15 protein-coding genes and 2 pseudogenes are annotated in these 19,434 nt (G+C 57.7%); 12 read left to right on the top strand and 5 right to left on the bottom strand.

What is annotated here, in order from left to right:
* Positions 1-205 precede the first annotated feature (205 nt).
* Together B0G77_RS37240 and B0G77_RS37245 are read left to right on the top strand one after the other, a co-directional pair.
* Positions 206-799: a TetR/AcrR family transcriptional regulator gene (locus B0G77_RS37240; protein WP_166656339.1), complete on the top strand. Its 594-nt coding sequence runs from the start codon at positions 206-208 to the stop codon at positions 797-799.
* A 319-nt stretch (positions 800-1,118) separates the two neighbouring features.
* Complete coding sequence (locus B0G77_RS37245; RefSeq protein WP_243751435.1) at positions 1,119-1,823, top strand: GNAT family N-acetyltransferase; 705 nt, start codon at positions 1,119-1,121, stop codon at positions 1,821-1,823.
* Here the strand turns inward: B0G77_RS37245 and B0G77_RS37250 are convergent.
* The 4 genes and pseudogenes from B0G77_RS37250 to B0G77_RS37265 form a co-directional block, all read right to left on the bottom strand.
* A protein-coding gene (locus B0G77_RS37250) for an IS3 family transposase (RefSeq protein WP_208116547.1) occupies positions 1,798-2,975 on the bottom strand; the annotation gives its coding sequence in 2 pieces (ribosomal slippage) (positions 1,798-2,708 and positions 2,708-2,975; 1,179 coding nt in all). The genes B0G77_RS37245 and B0G77_RS37250 overlap by 26 nt on opposite strands.
* 426 nt (positions 2,976-3,401) lie before the next feature.
* Positions 3,402-3,833, bottom strand: a pseudogene (locus B0G77_RS37255) (LysR substrate-binding domain-containing protein); the annotation flags it as partial.
* 46 nt (positions 3,834-3,879) lie between these two features.
* Complete coding sequence (locus tag B0G77_RS37260) at positions 3,880-5,109, bottom strand: ISL3 family transposase (RefSeq protein WP_133662124.1); 1,230 nt, start codon at positions 5,107-5,109, stop codon at positions 3,880-3,882.
* Positions 5,106-5,783, bottom strand: coding sequence for a LysR family transcriptional regulator (locus B0G77_RS37265; RefSeq protein WP_133666728.1), 678 nt, complete (start codon positions 5,781-5,783; stop codon positions 5,106-5,108). Before B0G77_RS37265 ends, B0G77_RS37260 begins: the two co-directional genes overlap by 4 nt.
* Positions 5,784-5,871: 88 nt before the next feature.
* On the opposite strand from B0G77_RS37265, the gene B0G77_RS37270 reads away from it, so the two are divergent.
* The 3 genes from B0G77_RS37270 to B0G77_RS44925 all read left to right on the top strand — a co-directional run bounded on the left by B0G77_RS37270 (position 5,872) and on the right by B0G77_RS44925 (position 9,138).
* Positions 5,872-7,245 carry an MFS transporter gene (locus tag B0G77_RS37270; protein ID WP_133666729.1) on the top strand — a complete coding sequence of 458 codons (1,374 nt, stop codon included), beginning with the start codon at positions 5,872-5,874 and terminating at the stop codon, positions 7,243-7,245.
* Positions 7,242-8,636: an amidase gene (locus tag B0G77_RS37275; protein WP_133666730.1), complete on the top strand. Its 1,395-nt coding sequence runs from the start codon at positions 7,242-7,244 to the stop codon at positions 8,634-8,636. Before B0G77_RS37270 ends, B0G77_RS37275 begins: the two co-directional genes overlap by 4 nt.
* 103 nt (positions 8,637-8,739) lie before the next feature.
* Positions 8,740-9,138, top strand: a complete 399-nt coding sequence (locus B0G77_RS44925; RefSeq protein WP_133666731.1) for a tautomerase — start codon at positions 8,740-8,742, stop codon at positions 9,136-9,138.
* 673 nt (positions 9,139-9,811) lie between these two features.
* On the opposite strand, the gene B0G77_RS37285 is transcribed toward B0G77_RS44925, so the two are convergent.
* Complete coding sequence (locus B0G77_RS37285) at positions 9,812-10,744, bottom strand: 3-keto-5-aminohexanoate cleavage protein (RefSeq protein WP_133666732.1); 933 nt, start codon at positions 10,742-10,744, stop codon at positions 9,812-9,814.
* A gap of 527 nt (positions 10,745-11,271) precedes the next feature.
* Between B0G77_RS37285 and B0G77_RS45370 the strand changes: the two genes are divergently transcribed.
* The 7 genes and pseudogenes from B0G77_RS45370 (at position 11,272) to B0G77_RS37310 (ending at position 19,405) form a co-directional block, all read left to right on the top strand.
* On the top strand, positions 11,272-11,400 hold the full coding sequence (locus tag B0G77_RS45370; protein WP_279571362.1) for a hypothetical protein: 129 nt from the start codon (positions 11,272-11,274) through the stop codon (positions 11,398-11,400).
* A 1,105-nt stretch (positions 11,401-12,505) separates the two neighbouring features.
* Positions 12,506-12,955, top strand: coding sequence for a MarR family transcriptional regulator (locus tag B0G77_RS37290; RefSeq protein WP_133666733.1), 450 nt, complete (start codon positions 12,506-12,508; stop codon positions 12,953-12,955).
* Positions 12,956-13,770: 815 nt separating this feature from the next.
* Positions 13,771-14,172, top strand: coding sequence for a hypothetical protein (locus tag B0G77_RS37295; RefSeq protein ID WP_133666734.1), 402 nt, complete (start codon positions 13,771-13,773; stop codon positions 14,170-14,172).
* 701 nt (positions 14,173-14,873) lie between these two features.
* The gene (locus B0G77_RS44930; protein WP_243751364.1) at positions 14,874-15,020 is read left to right on the top strand and encodes an MCP four helix bundle domain-containing protein; all 147 of its coding nucleotides are present in this window, start codon (positions 14,874-14,876) and stop codon (positions 15,018-15,020) included.
* Positions 15,021-16,439, top strand: a complete 1,419-nt coding sequence (locus B0G77_RS37300) for a methyl-accepting chemotaxis protein (protein ID WP_347814202.1) — start codon at positions 15,021-15,023, stop codon at positions 16,437-16,439. It begins immediately after the preceding gene.
* Positions 16,440-16,625: 186 nt separating this feature from the next.
* Positions 16,626-17,673 (top strand): annotated as a pseudogene (locus tag B0G77_RS37305) (ISNCY family transposase); the annotation flags it as partial.
* Positions 17,674-18,217: 544 nt separating this feature from the next.
* Positions 18,218-19,405: a porin gene (locus tag B0G77_RS37310; RefSeq protein ID WP_208116548.1), complete on the top strand. Its 1,188-nt coding sequence runs from the start codon at positions 18,218-18,220 to the stop codon at positions 19,403-19,405.
* Positions 19,406-19,434 lie beyond the last annotated feature (29 nt).

Consider the following 19,434-nt stretch of genomic DNA (forward strand, 5'->3'; position numbering starts at 1 on the left):
CGCCTCGGCTGCACCGCGCCTTCCTGCACAGGGTGCATCCCACGAAGGCAGGCGCCGACTAGGCCACCGTTGATGCGGCGAATCGAACCGAGGGAACCCGTACCAGATGCCGACGGTGCCGACGGTGGCCACGGCCCGTTCGCGGATCCATGCGCACCATGCGACGTCAGTCGAAAAGCAGAGATGTAGCCGAGGAAACGCCAGTATGCAGAGTCGTGACGCAGCCGAAGAGCGGAAATCAATGATTGAAAGGATCGGCCCCTTCCTTTATCGGGCCGGCCTGCACGGCGCCACGATGGATGAAATTGCAAGAGAAGCTGGCACCTACAAGATGTCAATCTATCGAGCAATTGGGTCGAAGAACGATGTCTGGATGACCTATGCACGGAAGCTGTGCGAGCAACGCAATAGGGAGATGACCGGCCTGCTTCTGCGCTCTGATCAACGACCCGAACGCTTAGTGATGAATTACTTCCTGCAACAACGGGAGCTCGTGCTTAATGATGCGATTCTTGGCGACCCATTATTGAAGCTGTCGACGGAAGCGGCGGGGCGATTCGGAGAATTGCATCAGGCACTATGTCGACAGCGTGACGCAGATCTCGCACGTTTTGTGCAGATCGGAGGATCGATCGCTCCCGATGAGGGGGTCAATCTTGGCATAGAACTGTATATGATGTGGCAAGCATTGGTGTCGTGTGGTCGCAGCCGTGCTGCAATCGCGCGGGACTCCGAGCATGTTATCCGCATGGTCAGACGAACGCTGGATGCGTATCAGCGACGCCCCGCAGCTGCATAGAGAGGCTGACGAAGTTGAAGCGATGTTGAAAAGTTTATGCAAACGTCCAACTCATCGGCGGCAAACGCGGCTAGTGCCTTACTTGAACGAGCAGTGGGTTAGTGCCAAAGGTCACCGCAGTCGTCGGAGCTAGCCGCTAGCCTCCATCGCCGCCACCGGTTACGAGTCGCGTTCGTTATCACTAAGGCGTCTTCGCGGCCCGTGTCCATGCAAGCTCGGAACTACGGAAACGGGCAACTGGCCGACAGCAGCGCCTTTTTGGAAGGGATGAAGCGCGGCGCAGTATCACCGTTTGAAGGGAGGCTTAATCTTGACTCATGTGCTGGATAATCCGGCCTGGCATGCTATGACCACCAACCACCGGTCGATTTCGGTGGGCGATGAGTGCGCGCGGCGCTACCTGGCTGACGTATCGCCGATCGCGGCACTTGCTGATTTTGCCAATGAGAGGGGATGGCTTGCGCTTGGCAGGCTTGCCGCTAACGAAGTCGTCGGTCTGGTTGGGGTTGCGCCGGAACTGCTCCCTGATGGATGGACGATTCATTGGCATTTCCCGTTTGTGCAAATGACATGCACGGTGGACACCTTTCGGGGCAGTTGCAACGCGGCCGACGTCCTGGCACTCACAAAGATGGATACGCGCGCGATGCTGCAGTTGGTCAGCGCCGCAAAGCCGGGGCCGATGGAGCGCCGCACAGTAGACATGGGACGCTATGTCGGGATCAAATCGGGTGGGAAACTGGTGTCTATGGCCGGTGAGAGGCTCGCATTTCCGGGATACGTTGAGGTAGCGAGCGTGTGTACGGATCCGGCGCACTCGGGGAAAGGTTTCGCGGAAATGGTAACAACTGCAATCACCGCGGGAATAGTGGAGCGCGGAGACACAGCTTTCCTGCACGTCCGCCAGGACAATCGCCGAGCTGTCTCACTCTATAGCCGACTCGGGTTTGCGGAACGAAGTGTCACACCTATTGTTGCTGTAAGCCTGTCTGTAGTGGTCAAGTTATTTCGGACAGGCCGATAGGTTCTTTCACTGTCGGTTTCGCCTCGTAGGCAGCGGGCGACAGATAGCCCAAAGTCGAATGCAGGCGTACGGTATTGTAGAAACCGACGATGTACTGACTGATGTCTCGCCGTGCCTCGTCGTGGTTGGCGTAAAGACGCTGCCACACGCGCTCCATCTTCAGGTTCAGGAAGAACCGTTCCATCACCGAGTTGTCCCAACAATTTCCCTTTCGGCTCATGCTACAAACGACGTGATGCTGCTTCAGCAAGGCTTGGTACTGGTCACTCGCATATTGACTGCCCCTGTCCGAATGCAGGACCAGGCCCGGCGCTGGCCGGCGTTGCTGCAACGCCATTGTCAGTGCCGACATGACCAGTCCGGCCGGCATGGTGGGCGACATGGCCCAGCCGTCGACCTTGCGTGAGTACAGGTCGAGCACGACCGCCAGATAGAGCCAGCCCTGCGCCGTGCGGATATACGTGATGTCTGAAACCCACGCTCGATTCGGCTCGGCCACGTCAAACTGCCGGTCAAGCACGTTCTCCGCAACAGGTAGCGTATGCCTGCTGTCGGTCGTCGAGACGAACTTGCGCTTCCAGCTCGTGCGCAGGCCCGCTTCGCGCATCAATGCACGCACCCGATAGCGACCAATATGCAGCCCTTGCTGCCGCAGCGCATGCATCACACGCCGGCTGCCATAGCTCGCGCCGCTGGCGGCGAATGCTGCCTTGACGTGGGTCCGCTCCTGCTGACTCTTTGCACTCGGCTTTGCGCGCCGGTGTGCATAGTAGCCAGAGCGGCTCACCTGCAAAACCCGGCAGGCGTGACTGACCGATACGGCCTCCTGTTGCAAGTGACTTACCACGCGGTAAGTCACTTCAGTTCCCGGGCAAAGAAGGCCGACGCTTTTTTTAGCAGCGCGTTGTCCTCTCGCAATTGCCGGTTCTCAGCTTCAAGTTGCCGGATGCGCTGCTGTTCCGCCGTCAGCGGTTTGCCCTCACCGGGGCCGCCGGCACGTTCCGCATCGTACTGCGCCACCCACCGCCGTACGGCTGTCTCAACAAGGTCCATCGACCGGCTGACTTCACCGACCGATAAACCCTGGTCTCGTATCATCCGTACCACTTCCAGCTTGAAGCTGGCGTCAAATTGTCGGCGCCTTCTTGTCATCTATTGTTTTTCCTCGTCGATTCAGGATTGTCCTCCTATCGACCTGTCCGAGGAAATTAGACCATCACATAAGCCTGTCGGAGAAAGCGTGAGCAGTTAAAGCGTCGGCCAAGCTTCCGATAGTGATTAAGAAAGCACGGCGATAGGGCGCTGAAAAGCTGTTTTTTGGCGGCGAAACGCACATCGCTGGGGCGGCCGGCCTCGCTACGGCTGAAAAAAATAGCATCCGGTATCACTCGGAGAAGGCACAGCAAAAATCTGTTCTATAAGCGACCAGGCCGTCTGCTGATTCAACGATAAGCTCAAGAACGATGGGACGGCGCCGATGCAGATGGCTGCGGCCACCGTCTTGTTCGTAAGGAAAGTTTGCGTCCCCGAGAAGTGTTTAGAAACCACGGTCTGCCTTCGAAGCTCGACGCAATAACCCTAGAGGAGATGGCCTCGGCCCAGTTGCATGAACAACCATTGACGAAACCCTGCCGCAGGCTCTCTTAGAGGACGGTCACTCGGATAAACCAGATAGTATGCAAAGTCGGCGGCGAGCTTCTCGGGAAATGGCCGTACGAGCAGCCCTGCGCTCAGGTCGTTGTCTGCCAAGGCACTGCGAGCGAGCGCCACGCCGTGTCCCGCAGCCGCGGCATGCAGTAACAAACCTGCATCGCCATAAGTCGAGCCAGCCGCGATCGGCACATCGTCGTTCATGCCGACATGGCGGAACCAGACCGACCAAGGTATGCGTTGGTCGCGCAATAGTGCCACTTTCAGCAGGTCGCGCGGTTCCTTAAGATTGTTCTCCTCCAAAAACTGAGGGCTGCACACTGGAAAGATGTCCTCGGTGTATAAAAGCTCCGCCGTAAGGCCGTCCCATTTTCGGCTCTTTTAAAAGCGCAGTGGGTAATGCGGCTCACGAGGCATGCGGATTGAGTGCTGAGAAGTCGAGTTTGCCCGCGATGAGAAACAGCACGGTGCGCATGGTCTTGAAGCTGGCGTATCCCCGTGCCTTGCGCTTGGCGGCCTGAAACAGGCCGTTGATCGCCTCAATGAATCCATTGGTCTGGCGTGTCTGCGCCCACGCGATGATGCCGTCGAAATGACGACGGATCATGCGCGCGACGTCCTTCATGGGCTCGACCTTGGAACGCATGACGTTGCCGCACCACCGGCGCAGCATTTTGGAGACGACGTGGATCTGTTTGCGATCGAGAATCTCGCGCAGTTGCTCGCGGTACATCCACGCTCGGGCCGTGCGGTTGGTGGCGTACTGGCTGATCAGCGCCTCGAGATCGGTCAGTTGCGCGAGATCGAGTTTCTCGGCATCCTTGAGCAGCGACCAGCGCATGCCCTTCAGCGAGGGATCGGTTTTCTGCTGCGCGCGGCGCACACCATCAAGCGCTTTGGACGCATGCGCCACGACATGAAACTTGTCGAAGGTCACACGCGCGTCGGGCAGGTGTTCGTCCACGCCCTTGATGAAGGCAGCCGACATGTCGATGCTGACCGATTCGATCTGTGCAGGCGTGGCATTATGTTCCTCCAGGTGCCGGGCAAAGCGTTCGACAACGCCGGCATCCTTGCCTGGCGTGACGAAGACCACGCGCCTTGCGTCCATGTCGGCGACCAGCGAGATATAGTCCTGCCCACGTCGGGCCGACGTTTCGTCAATGGCCACCGCGGTAACTTCGGACAGGTCGGTCGCGGCCACGGCCAGGTCCACGTAACGGTCACAGATGGCCTTCACCCGATGCCACGACAGGTTCACCACGCGGGCCACCGCGGCAAATGTCATCTCCCGGCACAGCGTCAGCACGAGCGCTTCAAACAGCAGCGTGAAGCCGTCCAGCTTGCCTATCCAGTCGGGTTCGACCAGGCGCACCGAGCCGTCCGGCAGACGCACCCGCGGCACCCGAACCTCCAGATAGCACTCGTGCTGAAAGAAGTTGAGGTGGCGCAGCCGCTTGATCTGGGTGTCGTGAGCCGGATGCTCGCCCGCGACGCCGGGATAGGGAAAGCGCGTACCCGCGACAAAGTCCACGGCAATGGTCAGTTCACGCCGCGCGGCATCGAAATCGACGCCTTGCACGTACCACGGGGCCTTGATTCCCAAGGCGGCTTCAAACAGTTGGGTCTGGTTCATCGGTTCACGTTGTCTTGCAGGGCTGGTTGCCGCATTCTGCCGCAACCAGCCCTGTCCCAGCTTACTTCTTCAACGCGCGTCAAGTATTCGCTTCGCCGGGCTGACGCCCGTACTTGACCCGCCAAACCAGCCACTCGGAATTTGAAATAGGCCCATTTTCCAGGTCCATATCGCAAGCCAACGTCCACCCCTTCGTGCGACAAGTCTGCAAGCAGAGCGGAAGCCCGTATGTTGACTTCGATATCCGGATTGCTTTGATGCAAACTCGCGAGCCGGGGAATGAGCCATCTGGCAGCAAAGGCTGGTAGAACACTGACCGTGACAATCCTTGAGCGTAGTTTTCGCGCTCTGACTTCTTCAATGCCTTGCGCAAGACGCGACATGCCTTCCGAAACGTGCAGCGCCAGCCGTTGGCCCGCCTCGGTAGGCACCATGACATGGCCATCGCGGCGGAACAACTTCACACCTAACAATTGTTCGAGACTCTTGATGTGATGGCTCACGGCTCCATGGCTCAAGCCTAGTTCGTCAGCGGCGCGACTGTACCCACGTTGGCGAAACGCCGCTTCAAATGCACGAAGTGCTGACAAGGGTAAATGAGGACGAGGCATATGTGAATTGAAGTAACGTTTAGCACGAGTATTTATCGTTGGATGTGTGGTCGCAGCCCCCATATCATGGGCCCGAAACGCAAATACACTGAAGGGATAACTCGTGCGAAAAACAAGCGATGGAAGAGATTACGCCGGAGGCAGAGGCACCATGGCACCGACGCGCTTTCGTTTCGTGGTCGTAGGACTGCTGTTCATGATCGCCACTGTGAACTATGTTGACCGCGGTGCGCTATCGTTCGCGTCAGAACACATTATCGGAGCTTTCGGATTCGACAGCGCACAGTGGGGTGAAATACTGGGATTTTTCGGCTACGGTTACATGTTCGGAGCTCTAATCGGTGGTGTGTTGCTGGACCGCTGGGGCGCCCGCAAGGTCTGGATGGTTGCAGGGGTCGCCTGGTCGATATTTGAGGGCGGCACTGCCATTGCAGGAGAGCTCGGGTTGACCGTCTTCGGAGGCAGCGCTCTTGCCGGCTTTGCAGTCATGCGGAGCATTTTCGGTTTTAGTGAGGGCCCCGCCTTCTCAAGCATTAACAAAACAATTGTGAGATGGGCGGCGCCGAGTGAACGTGCGATGCTTTCATCTTTCGCGCTCGCGAGTACTCCGTTTGGTGCAATGCTTGCGGCGCCGATCACTGTCGGACTGCTTACCGCTACTGGCAACTGGCGTATGACATTCGCGATACTTGGCGCTGGCAGTCTTCTCCTGATCGCTATATTTGCGTGGGTGTTCACTGATAGTCCAGAAGAGAGTCGCCGGGTCAATGCCGCCGAACTCCGAAAGATTCGGCATCACGCACCAACAGTCTCACCGACAGCGCCCCCTCCGGACTCGAACGAAGAAATCCCGGGCTGGCTTTCGTTTTTCTCAAGTCGCACATTGGTATGTAACGCTATTGGCTACTTTGCGTTTCTTTACGTGACGTTTCTGCTGCTCACATGGACGCCAAAGTACCTTCAGAACCAATTCCACTATAGTCTTTCATCTCTTTCGTACGTCGGCGCCATCCCATGGCTCGGATCGTGTCTTGCGGTCTTGATCGGCGGCCGACTCTCGGATTTGATATTGACAAAGACGGGTGACTTGCGGATCGCACGCGGCCAGTTCGCGGCCGCCTGTCTGCTGCTTGCGGGCGTGTGCTTTTTGCTGGTCCCGAAGGCGGGATCTGCAGCAGGTGTTCTAGCGCTGATGACGATCGCGAACGCACTGAACACCTTGCCAAATGCAGTGTATTGGGTTGTCGTGTTGGATACCGCCCCGCGCGCCCGCATCGGTACATTTAGTGGTATGACGCACTTTATTGCGAACATCTCGTCTGTCGCGGCACCTACGCTCACCGGATACCTGGTCAAGGTTAATGGCTACAACGCCATGTTCTTTGCCGCCGGACTAGTCTCGCTTGTCGGAATGATTGCGATGTTATCCGTAGTGCCAGGTGTATTCGTCAAACGTAAGCTCGCTCTTGTGCAGCCTGACGCACGCCGGGCAGAAATTCCGGACAACGGCAACAGAACATCATGACGAAACATCAATCCAAAATCAGCGCGTCCAAGGGGGCGGACGACGACGGTAATTGTGCAACGATACTTGCGCAGTCCGCTGCGATGGAAGCCGGGCAGGCAAGCAGCTCGGAACAAGTGGAACTGTGCATTGCCCGGATCGACGATCCAATGGGCGAGGGAATTCGCACTTTTACAAAGGTGTGGCGCGAGCAAGCACGAGACGTTGCCGTCGCCCAGGACACGCTACTTCGGTCGGGCTACCGGGCCTCCCCAATCGCCGGCATACCGGTGTCTATAAAAGATCTACTAGACGTTAAAGGGGAAGTAACGCGAGCTGGTGCACTCGCGCTCGACGATATGCCGGTAGCTGCGTGCGATGCGCCTGTGGTATCTCGGCTACGGTCGTCGGGGGCGGTGCTCATTGGCCGTACCAACATGACGCCTTTTGCATTCTCGGTGGTCGGGCTCAACTCTCATTTTGGCACCCCAGGGAACCCGTGGGACCGCGATCGCATTCCCGGAGGATCGTCGTCTGGTGCGGCGGTCTCGGTGGCTGACGGCATGGTTGCCGCCGCGATCGGCTCTGATACCGTTGGCTCTATTCGCGTCCCGGCAGCCCTTTGCGGCGTTGTCGGCTTCAAACCTACTCAGCGCGCGGTGCCATTGTCAGGAGCGGTTCCGCTGTCGGCGACACTTGATTCGATTGGACCGCTTGCCCGATCGGTGGCTGATTGCGCCGCGATTCATGCAGTCATTTCAGGCGAAGCCGCAGTACCTCTGGATATGGTTGGTGTCCGTGGGTTGACCTTCGGCGTGCCTCGCGAAATAGTGCTTGACGACTTGGACATCGAAGTTGGGCGCGCGTTCGAGCGCGCCTGTGCGCTAATTTCGGAAGCTGGGGCGCGGATACAACTAGTCTCTTTCACAGCACTTCGCGAAGTGGATGCGCTCAATGGCAATCGCGTAATTCAATTAGCAGAAGCATATGCATGGCATCGGGAACTGCTCGAGCGGCGTGGCACCGACTACGATCCCCGCATTAGCGCCCGGGTGAGAAGTGGAGCACAGATACTGGCTGCCGAGTACCTGTCGATGCTTTCACATCGTCGTCGCCTCATGCGAGAGTTCGACGGCGCTACGTCAGGGTTCGACGCGTTGTTACTCCCGACGACCTCAATTATCGCTCCGACGTTCGACGAATGTATGGCTGCGGAAGATGCTGTCCGGACGAAACTACTACGAAATACCGCCCCGTTCAATTTTCTCGACTGCTGTTCGATTTCGCTGCCTGTACACCGCCCAGGCGAAGCTCCGGTCGGCCTGATGGTTGCTGGACACAGGAACGGCGACTGGCAACTGCTGAAAGTAGCCAACGCGATCGAATCAATCATTGCGGGCACTGGACGCTGAAGCTATTTTTAGATCAGCGAACACTTTGGGGACGATCGGGATGCCCGCGACTGCACCGTCCGTTTTCCTTTTTTATCCAACCTAACATATAGGAAGTAGGCAGATGCCATATTTGCAGCTCGATGTAAACGGTCAGTACCCGCCAGAGGCAAAGGCGCGGCTTGCGCAGCTTCTTTGCGAAACGTATGCAAGCATGATGAGCGTCGACATCCGCCGCATTAGTGTCGCGGTGAGGGAGTGCGGAGACGGTGGTGTTTGGCGAATGATTGATGGCCGCCCGCAACCTGTCGCAGTTCTAATGTGCGACATCCGAAGGGGACGCTCCGCTGAGTTGCGGCTCGAAGTCGCTAAATCGCTCTGCCGGCACTGTATCGAAATCCTCGGGCTTCACGAGGACCGCCTAAATGTTGAGTTCACTCAGCATGCCGGCGATGAAATGTACCACCCGACACTAGGTGGGTACAGCCCGGAGTGGTCTGAAGACGAGAGGTCAGGGGCGTGATCGTTCTTATATAGGGCAGTTCTGAACGTTCCCAGCCCGGGAACACGACTGCGCCGACGCCTAGCGGATGCCTCCTGTTGATAAGGCATCCGATGGCAATCCGCTGTGCTCGGCCAGCGTAATAGCGAGGACCAGCAGGGCCGTCTCATCCGTCTCCATGCTCTCCCCGTGTCCTCGAAGTAACTCGTGCAACGCCGACAGTAGTTCACTGATCGACGAGCCGCTCTCCGACGTCACCGGCCAGGCGCGCAACAGGTAAGCAAGCTGGACAATCCTTCGGCGTTCGCAGAAGACATCAAACAGGCGAGTACAGGCATCGTCGAAATGCCAATTTTGGATTTTCGAACTCGCCGGACCGGAGGTCGGATTTGGAGGAGGATTGGCGAAATTTCTGGCGCGGCTCCTAAGGGTCCACCGCCCTATAGACGCACACCTCCTGATTGTCGTCGACATATTCACGATCCAATAAATTTGATGCCGTCTCTAGGAGTCACCGATATGTTCCCGTGAATCGCGCACACACCTGTTCCGACATGGCAGCCGAGAACGTCATGACGGCCACAACATGCAGTGTGCGTTCGCTACGCCATCGGAAGGGGATCTTTTCGATATGGCCAAAGAAGCATCCGCCTCGGTGCTCGCCACGGAGCATTGGTTGTGGAACTACTTCGACTTAGAAGTTAACGTTGTCTGCGCCTTTTAGCGAAAGGATCGTTCTGGCTTCCTCCGGCGTCGCCACTTCGAGCGAAAATTCGCTGAGCAGTCGCCGGACCTTTCGGACTTGGTCTGCATTGTCTTTTGCCAAGCGTCCTTTCTTTATATACAGGCTGTCCTCAAGCCCGACACGGACGTTTCCGCCCATAATGGCCGCTTGTGTCGCGACAGGCATTTGGTGCCGCCCTGCGGCGAGTACTGACCAGATGTAGTCGTCGCCAAATAGGCGATCGGCCGTTTGGCGCATGAAGACTACATTATCCCCATCGGGACCGATACCCCCAAGAATGCCGAAGACGCTTTGAATGAAAAGCGGCGGTTTGACAACGCCCTTATCAAGAAAGTATGCAAGATTATAGAGATGACCAATGTCGTAGCACTCGTGCTCGAAGCGGGTACCATGATCCGCCATTAGCTCATAGATGCGGGCTATGTCACGGAAGGTATTGCGGAAGATGAACGCTTCGCTGGCGGCAAGATACTCCCGTTCCCACGAAAACTTCCATTCAGAAATCTTCTCTTCGAGCGGATGCATGGAAAAGTTGATTGAACCCATATTCAACGAACACATTTCGGGGCGAAACCTGAGCGCGGCCGCAAGCCGGTCCTCCACCGTCATCTCTGGACTGCCTCCCGTCGTGAGATTGATGACAGCGTTCGTACGTTCCTTAATAACAGGTAGGAACTTGTTGAAAGTCTCCGGGTTGCCTGTGGGTGCTCCGGTTTCGGGGTCGCGCGCGTGGAGGTGGAGAATTGACGCGCCTGCGTCCGCTGCCGCGACCGCCTGCGCTGCGATGTCCGCTGGTTTATAGGGCAGATAATCGGAGAGTGTGGGAGTGTGGATTGCACCTGTGACGGCGCAGGTAACAATGACTTTGCGTTGCTTCTTCATGTCTACTCCTTGTATAACCGCAAGCTACGCGCTGCTGCTGGCGCAAGCGCGCTGAGATGTATGCTACGTGACGCGAATTGCTTTGATGATGATATTGGGTGTATATACGCGCATTGTCAACGGTGTTAACTACGGGCTAACGTTGACGTCATTGAGCGAAGGCGATGACGGACCGACGCGACACGAAATGTTCAGACGCAACGAGGTAGAACGCATCCGATGTAGGCTGGAAATTGAGAGCTTGACCGCTGGTAGGCTGCTGAACTGAAGAATGAGTTTGAAGAAATTGAGCCCGAACATGGGCTCGCGCCAAAGTGCTTAACCGTTTCCGCTGGAAAGGATTTGCGACAACATCAGAAAACCAGCAACCCTGCGCGCTCAGCGGTTTGGTGCCGAGAGGGCGGTGAAGTAAAGATCCATGTCTGTGCCTTGCCCCGAGGCTGCACGCTAGCTACCGAGGATATGGGATAACTGCCTTTCCGAAGAACTGATGCTGTTCAGAAAGAGGTAACGTCGCCGTCATTGCCATGCAACTCGCTCCCCATAATCTGGTGCACAGCGTGCTGTGGAAGCTGCTGATGAGTGCGTGCTGCGTGCCGGGACCGAAAGCGCACGGCAACGGTAATCAGAAGCGGCTCAAGGCGATTTTCGGCTGAGACGGAGGTGTCCCGCGTCGACGAGGGAGGCCTCACCAGCCCGAAGTAGATTTCGCCGGTGTTCTCGTACTGTCGACCAATTGCCGATCTCGGATATCCCGTCGGTTCACGGCATTGCGGTTGGTGGTGGGTAATTGGAGATTGCGCTCACTTCCGATCTCATCGTTGCGGCTGTTTCTTCAACAGTTTTATCGGAGCGACGATGCCCGGCGTTCATCTGCTTACGGGAGGCGTGCGGCGCCGAGCTCCAAATTCCAACTATGTGGCTTGCTTACGAGATCGCGGCCGGCTCAACCATAGAGCATGCCCTGCTTTAAACAATTAGGGCGCGCACGCCGCGGCGAAGGAATCCGTGACATTTTTTCACCGTGCTACAAGTCAGCGGACTTGCAATGGGGTCTGGCACATCGATGTTGCCACGGCCGCAACCAGGCCGTGAATGAGCGCGTGCATGTTAATTTATCGGAAACTTTCTCGCGTGAGCCGCCCCCGTTTGCGGGCACCGATTTCGCCATCCTTCAGGACGAGTACGAAAAGGAAAATCACAGTCGCAGCAGGTGTAATCGGTAGCCTCGCATTCCGCCTCTAAATTGGCGCGATGCGGCGTGCCGACCTTGTTCGCGATACGCGGTTCCTTACTCCCGAGCTTTAGCGTCGAGGCGCTGGATGCTCCGCTCGACTAGGCCAAGCTTGCGTCTTGGGGATGTTGCGCCATAGCAAGGACTTCGGTTCGCCGGAATGGACGAGATAGTGGGGCACCACCGAGGAGGGTGACAACCGCTCGAGAGGTACAGCCCGCGTACCGGGGCAAGCCGTGGAAATCTTCCTGAGATGCACCCGAACACCTCGGAATCCCGGCTTTCCACGACGAGCATATCCGAGAAGCACTGTCCGAACTTGGGTACAGCGCAGACGTATTTGACGATGTCGTTGTCAGGAAGGTTATGTCATCTGATTGAGTCGCTGGTTGCCTTTGTTGTGGAGATACGGAGCGCTGCTTAGTGTGGCGAGATTGCCCAGGCGCCGGTCCCTTTCGGACGCGTGCGAACTGGATGCATATGCGCGTATACTGTTCCAAGTTGCCACAACCACCCGGAGACGTTCGATGGAATTGCTTCAATGTAACTGTTCGTTTCTACGCAGTGCAACGCGTGCGTTGACGCAGGCATATGACGAGGTGCTCAGGCCAAGCGGCTTGCGTATGACGCAATTCTCCATGCTCGCGCGAGCGTCAGCGGTAGGCGAAATTTCACTGAGCGAGCTGGCCGACCTGATGGCGATGGACCGTACTACTCTCGGAAGAAACTTGCGGCCCCTCGAGCGCGAGGGCCTCGTGCAAGTTGACATCGGGGAAGACAGGCGTGAAAGGCTGGTTACCGTGACGCCCGCTGGCGTGAAGGTCCTGGCTAGTGCCCTGCCGTTGTGGGAGCAAGTGCACCAACGTTTTGAGCGAAAGGTGGGTAAACGTGAAGCTAAAGAGTTGCGATTTGCTCTGAAACGGCTTGTAAGCGTGGGCCGAGAGTTGTCTGCGGAAAACGCGTGCCATCCTCAATGAGCGTTGCCAGTGGCCATCGCGGTCCGCTGCTGGCAGGGCATAGTCCGTGCGCTCCATCCTCGTGATGCTCGGTATCCCAAGCGTTTCGCGTGCGGTGTGACCGCCGGGGTGCGGAGCCTCGACGGGGACAACGTCAGGATGGTTCTGACAACCTGTACGCAGTTGCTCTGCGGCTGTCGACGCTGGCCGATGCCGTGATAGATTGAGGCATCAAAAGGATGTCGTTGTCCGCTGGTCAGATCGACACCCATCGTCACGATTGCGGTTGCCAAAGCTACCCAAGGGCAGGGCACGCGAACCGTGACAATGAGGGCCGTATCAGGATTATTACCGACCCGGAAAGCGGTTATCCGGGTGACTGAGAATCGAAAGGCCCCTTCCCTGAGGTACTTTCGGATCAGCGGCTGCTTGGTCCCGCATAAGCCGTCGTTGTAACACCGCCACGATCCCTGGCGCTGCTGATGCGCGCCGGCACGGTGGCGGCCCGTGGTCACTGGGGCGGCCACGAGGGCGTGGCGACGCTTGCATCACCGGTTTTGCAGGCGCGCCACGCGCACTTCTAATCGGGCCGGCGCCTCTATCGCAACCGCAACCGACTGAAAAATCGAAGTGCCGCTTACGTTGCGATGTCCGGCGAACCCGACGCGCCGGCCCCTTGCGTTTGGGTGTCACGTTGATAGTTACTTGGATCTTACAGATAGGTAACAGAACGTATTGACGGCAAGCGCACTTGCGGTGATCTTCGTGGCGTGCGTGATCTAAGGATCGCGTCGAAGTGGCCGCGCCTTGAGATTAAACCGTGGGAGAGACCAAAAATGCATGCACTGCGAGCGCTCAGAGAATCCGGGGTACACAGTCCACAGGATATAAGGGCAATACTTGCCGAAGATGTAGTCTTCAATTCCCCGGTTCTGACCCGGCCGTTAGCTGGCGCAGAAATCGTCTCTGCTGTACTCGCAGCGTCGGCGCTCGCTCGGGGTATCGGGGGACAGTATGTATCGGAGTACCGCGTTGACGCAGTCACGACGGTTCTGAGATGGCAAGGCACCGTTCAGGGTCACTTACTTGAAAGCATCGAGATATTAGTTGATGACGCCGCAGGCCTTCTAGTTGAGCGGACAATCGCGTATCGTCCGCTGCCCGCTGTCGAGATATTCCGTGACCTGCTTTATCCTCTTATCAAAGACATTGTGCCGGCGGATTTGTGGGCTTATTGACAGATCCATGTGCTTTGAGCCGCCTTCGCGAAGGCACCAGGTCGCTACGCTGCGGTCGCTGAAGTAGCACGAAAGTTCAGGGCGTTAGCTACCTGGAGGCCAGGCAGCGGCGCCTTCCGTAATCGGCGGATTACTGTGCGGCATGATTGCTTAGGCCATGCCGTAGAGCTTGCGCTGCAACGTCCAAAGACCGACCGCAATGCTCGCGCGAACAGATAGCGATGCCATCCCGTACGACTGTGGGCCAGCGTAGCGCGGTTCCCTTATAGCGCATACCGGCAGCAGCCGTCGCAGAACTCTTCACCGTTCGCCAACCATTGTTTGCCCGCGTGGCAATGGAATGTCTCACGCCGGAAACTGGCCGCCGTGTGCGCGAATTAAGGATATAATGCGCGTATATACACGTATTGTCCGTTGCGCAATCCGTATGTCATCCGCAGCTATAGGTCCCGAGTGGGCAAGCAGGATGTGAGCGTTACATGCAGCAGATGCGGCGCTATCCCTGGATCAGAACGCCCGGAAAGCTGCGCTGCCAACAACAGATCTGAGCTCGCTCGCCGTCCATGGAACGGGGCCGGCGACGGTTTCCGACAACTGCTCGGTTTTAGCCGAGCGGTTGCCGAAGCCGCGTTAGCTCAACAGTAATCGAAGACCGATCCTTAGATCGAGGTCCCGATGGGTTCAACTCGAGGTTTGCCAAGATGGCGTTTATCAAGAACATGAAGGTTGGGCGACGCCTCGGTGTCGGCTTTGCACTCGTACTGCTGCTATTGACTGCTGTCGGTTGCATTGGCGTGGTGCAGTCGTCCAGGATCTACGCCGGGACCCGCGCCATCTCGGAAGACTGATTGCCTAGTGTTGAGGCGTTGAGCGAAATCCGGCGCAGGGCCGACGACGTGCGTCGCATTTCCCTGCGCGAACTGCTTCCGGCAGACGAAAAGGGGATCAGCGAATTGCACGCACGTCGCGCGGCAGGGGTGATCGGATTTGCGGCTGCGATGCAAGAATATAAAAGGTATCTTTCCTCTGACGATGAAAGAAGGCTTTACGAAGGTATCGAATCGTCGTGGGCGCGTTATCTTGATACGAGCGACCAGATTGAACGGTTGATGGGGTCAGCAGACGCCAATTTGTCCAGCGCCCGTCAGCTTGCGGCCAGCGAAGGCGTTACGCGCTTTGCGACTACTCTGTCGTTCATAGACGCGGACAGCAAGCTTAATCATGATGGGTCTGTGCGGGAAGTTGAGGCTGCAAATGCGGCGTTCGTTAGCGCGCGCGTATGGACATTTGTCCTCATGATTGCTGCATTGATCGGGGGTGTTTCGATCGCCTTCCTCATCACCCGGTCTATTACTGTTCCACTGCAACAGTCCGTGCAATTAGCCGAGCGCGTCGCAAAAGGCGACCTAACATCAACGATACAAGCGGACGGTGAAGATGAGATCAGCCTACTGCTCGCGTCGCTTGGGCGCATGAACGAGGGTCTTCGCGAGACGGTAGCACGCGTGTTTTCTGGCAGCGGAAGCATTGCGATCAGCTCTGCGGAGATCGCGACGGGAAACGCGGACCTGAGCCAGCGTACCGAAGAGCAGGCGGCCTCCTTGCAAGAAACGGCTGCCAGCATGGAACAGCTAGCGGCGACCGTACGGCGAAATACAGACGACGCAGGAAAAGGTAATTCGCTCGCTTCGCAGGCTTGCCAGACTGCTAGCCGCGGCGAGGCGATCGTAGGCCGGGTTGTCCAGACCATGAGCGACATATCGACCAGTTCCGGGAAAGTAACGCAGATAATTTCGGTGATCGAAGGCATCGCCTTCCAGACAAACATTCTGGCGCTCAATGCCGCAGTCGAGGCCGCGCGCGCTGGCGAGCAGGGAAGGGGATTTGCTGTAGTGGCCAGCGAGGTGCGTACGCTAGCACAGCGAAGCGCTTCGGCTGCCAAGGAGGTGAAGGACCTGATAACTCAGGCCGTCGCAACGGTCAGCGATGGCAGCGCCTTGGTCGAAGATGCTGGACTCACAATGCGTGAGATTCTGGAATCCGTGCAACGGGTTGCCGAATTGATGCAAAAAATTAGCGCTGCATCCGAGGAACAGGATTCGGGAATTGCGCAGGCGACCGTTGCTATCTCGCAAATGGACGAGGTGACGCAGCGCAATGCGGCGTTGGTGGAACAGGTTTCGGCGGCGGCTCAATCGATGGCGGCTCAGTCGCGTTCTTTGCGCGACGTGGTGTCGGTATTCAAGGTGCCCGATTTCGACAGATAGCCAGTCCTATTACGCCAAGATCCGGCCGTCGCGGAGCGGCCGCAGAGCTTGCTGCAGTCCAGTCGGAATTCCGGCTGCGACGCCTCAGGTTTGCCGGCCGAATGTTACGGCAAAGCTGTAGTGTCGTACCTGGGCAAAGCTGAAGCGTCGCATGTCATGCTGGCTGACCTTTGATGGGAGGCTCACATGACGACATCCGGGACGATCACCATGACGATGCGCGAGGTTGACCGGCTCAGGACGATCCAGTCGGTAGTCGATGGCATGCTGATGACGTGGCAGGCTGCGGAGCGGCTCCATCTGAGCCGGCGTCAGGTCGAGCGGCTGACGGTGCGGTATCGTAGCCAGGGCGCATCAGGCGTCCTGTCACGGCATCGTGGGCATCCGAGCAACTACCAGCTGGCCGATGGCGTGGCTGAGCGGGCGTTGAACCTGATCCGGGACTGCTACACGGATTTGGGCCGACGCTGGCGTGCGAGAAACTGCGTGAATGTCATGGGCTGGCGCTGTCAAAGGAAACGGTGCGTCACCTGATGACGGAGGCTGGCTTGTGGATTCCGCGCCGGCAGCGACCGCCGAAGATCTACCAGCCGAGAAGCCGTCGTGCCTGTCTGGGCGAGCTGATCCAGATCGACGGCAGCGATCATCGCTGGTTCGAGGAACGGGCGCCGGCGTGCACGCTGCTGGGCTATGTGGACGATGCCACGAACCGGCTGATGGCACTGCACTTCGCCACCGAATTGACCTTCAGCTATTTCGAGGCGATGGCGCGTACCTTAAACAGCGTGGCAAGACGGTGGCGCTGTACAGCAACAAGTACAGCGTGTTTCGCGAGACGGGCGCGAACAAGGACGGCAATAGCCTGACTCACTTTAGCCGCTCGATGCGTACGAATTGAACGTCGATACATTCTGCGCAAATGGCAGTCCGGCCACGAGGCGCGTGGACCGTGCGCATGTGACGTCGCCTGACCGGCTCGTCAAGGAACTGCGACTACGTGGTATCAGCACAGTCGGCGAAGCCAACGCCTATGCACGTGTTTTCATGGCGGCCCTGTAACGCACGCTTCGCTAAGCCGCCGAAGAGCGACCTGGATGCGCACCGGCCGCTACGCGCGAATGAGAGCCCTGAGCTGGTGATGACGTAGCGCGAGCCGCGAAAGGTGACGAAGTCGTTGACGGTGCAGTACGCCCGGGTCATGTATCGACTGGACGACACGCCGGAAAACCAGAAAGCCTATTGCGCCAGACACCAGCCTGCTCAAAAATTTTCTCCCTGCGATCTCATCGTCGAATCCCATTCTCTGCGATTCCACGTTGGCTCACTACGCCCCGCAAGCAAGGCATGCCGCCCCTGTGCGACAAGGCAGGCGCCCCTGCCATCGCCTACTCGACGCAACCCATGATGCCACGGCGGAACCCTTCGCAGTGGCCTACGGTACGTTTTGCTCACCCCGTTAATCCGCAAGACTCCCAGTTGACATTGCGCGTATATGCACCCATTATTCAGCTCCGATGTGAACACTGGCTTACGGCGTTTCGTGAAAACGTCGTTAACGTGAGGTAGTTCACGATGCAGTTTGGGAAGTGCTCAAAGGTAGGAACCGGCTGTGTCCGCGCGGCTGGAGACTGCCGTCGGCGGCACTGACAGCAACAGGCTGTGGAAGGCAGGCCTGTACGCCCTTCTCTCGTCTTCGGCGCGAACTGGGAATCGGGGCGGGCAGAAGGCTGGCGCTATGAAAACGACCATACAGCAAGACAAGAGTCAACGGAGACGTCATGATGAAGAAAACCTTCTTTGCAGCCGCAGCCGCAGCCGCTGGCAGCCCTGCCAGCGCATTACCTGTCGATAGTCACGCACAAAATAGCGTGACGCTTTACGGCGTTATTGACGCTGGTTTCCCATACGTCAACAAGGTAGCGAGCGCCACAGGACATGGCAGCGTTCTAAAATATGGTGACGGTGTCTCGCAAGGTAGCCGCTTCGGAATTCGAGGTGCCGGAGACCTCGGGGGCGCCCTCAAAGCACTGTTTGTGCTGGAAAATGGTTTCAACAGCGGTGATGGCACGCTGGGACAAGGCGGTGCAATGTTCGGACGCCAAGCGTACGTCGGTCTGGCGAAGGTTGGAATCGGCTCCCTAACGCTTGGCCGCCAGTACTCGCTTTCAACCGATATTCTCGGCGCTGGGTACACGACGGGTAGTCAGACACCTGCGGGCAATTACGCTTATCACATTAACGACCTCGACCAGCTCGTTCAGAGTCGTCTCAACAATGCCGTAAAGTTCAGCAGCGCAAATTTTGCGGGATTGACATTCGGCGCGATGTACGCTTTCTCAAACTCGACGAACTTTTCCGGTGCGCCGACGACAACCGCCGGCACCACGACCACCCAAGGTTCATCGAGCGCCTATAGCTTCGGTGCGAATTATACGAACGGTCCCTTCGCCATCGGCGCCGCCTACACCAATACTCGCTATCCCAACGGAGCAACACCACCGTTTGGCGTGAGCGTCGCGAACGTAAATACCGGAGGCCTCCGCGACCTCGAAACGTTCGGCATCGGGAGCCGGTATGCAATTGGCGCTGGCCTGGCATGGGCTAACTGGACGCGCACAAAGTTGGAACCGCTGGCGGGTCGATCGTCAACACTGAACAACTACGAAATTGGCGGCCGATATCTGTTCACTGCAGCACTTAATGTCGGATTAGGCTACACATTCTCCGACCTCAGTGATCGTTTCGAAGGGAAATGGCACCAGGTCAATGGAGCAGTTGACTACGCGCTGTCGAAGCGTACGGACATTTACTTCCTGGCGGTTTATCAAAAGGCATCGGGCAGCAACTCGGTTGCCGGCCGCTCTGTCCAAGTTCAGGCTGAGATCGGTTCCGCACCTTCTTTCATCGGGAACGCAGGTGCGAACTCACAACTCGTGACTCGCGTTGGGCTTCGTCACAAGTTTTGATTTTCGCAGAAGACGCAACCCGGCTCGGT

Origin of the sequence: Paraburkholderia sp. BL10I2N1 (assembly GCF_004361815.1) — a bacterium.
Taxonomy (GTDB): domain Bacteria; phylum Pseudomonadota; class Gammaproteobacteria; order Burkholderiales; family Burkholderiaceae; genus Paraburkholderia.

Bases quoted from the DNA above. Each gene is read 5' to 3' on its own strand.
- B0G77_RS37240 (WP_166656339.1), top strand. From the start codon at position 206: ATGCAGAGTCGTGACGCAGCCGAAGAGCGGAAATCAATGATTGAAAGG.
- B0G77_RS37260 (WP_133662124.1), bottom strand. From the start codon at position 5,109: ATGAACCAGACCCAACTGTTTGAAGCCGCCTTGGGAATCAAGGCCCCG.
- B0G77_RS37265 (WP_133666728.1), bottom strand. From the start codon at position 5,783: ATGGGGGCTGCGACCACACATCCAACGATAAATACTCGTGCTAAACGT.
- B0G77_RS37270 (WP_133666729.1), top strand. From the start codon at position 5,872: ATGGCACCGACGCGCTTTCGTTTCGTGGTCGTAGGACTGCTGTTCATG.
- B0G77_RS37275 (WP_133666730.1), top strand. From the start codon at position 7,242: ATGACGAAACATCAATCCAAAATCAGCGCGTCCAAGGGGGCGGACGAC.
- B0G77_RS44925 (WP_133666731.1), top strand. From the start codon at position 8,740: ATGCCATATTTGCAGCTCGATGTAAACGGTCAGTACCCGCCAGAGGCA.
- B0G77_RS37285 (WP_133666732.1), bottom strand. From the start codon at position 10,744: ATGAAGAAGCAACGCAAAGTCATTGTTACCTGCGCCGTCACAGGTGCA.
- B0G77_RS45370 (WP_279571362.1), top strand. From the start codon at position 11,272: ATGCAACTCGCTCCCCATAATCTGGTGCACAGCGTGCTGTGGAAGCTG.
- B0G77_RS37290 (WP_133666733.1), top strand. From the start codon at position 12,506: ATGGAATTGCTTCAATGTAACTGTTCGTTTCTACGCAGTGCAACGCGT.
- B0G77_RS37295 (WP_133666734.1), top strand. From the start codon at position 13,771: ATGCATGCACTGCGAGCGCTCAGAGAATCCGGGGTACACAGTCCACAG.
- B0G77_RS44930 (WP_243751364.1), top strand. From the start codon at position 14,874: ATGGCGTTTATCAAGAACATGAAGGTTGGGCGACGCCTCGGTGTCGGC.
- B0G77_RS37310 (WP_208116548.1), top strand. From the start codon at position 18,218: ATGATGAAGAAAACCTTCTTTGCAGCCGCAGCCGCAGCCGCTGGCAGC.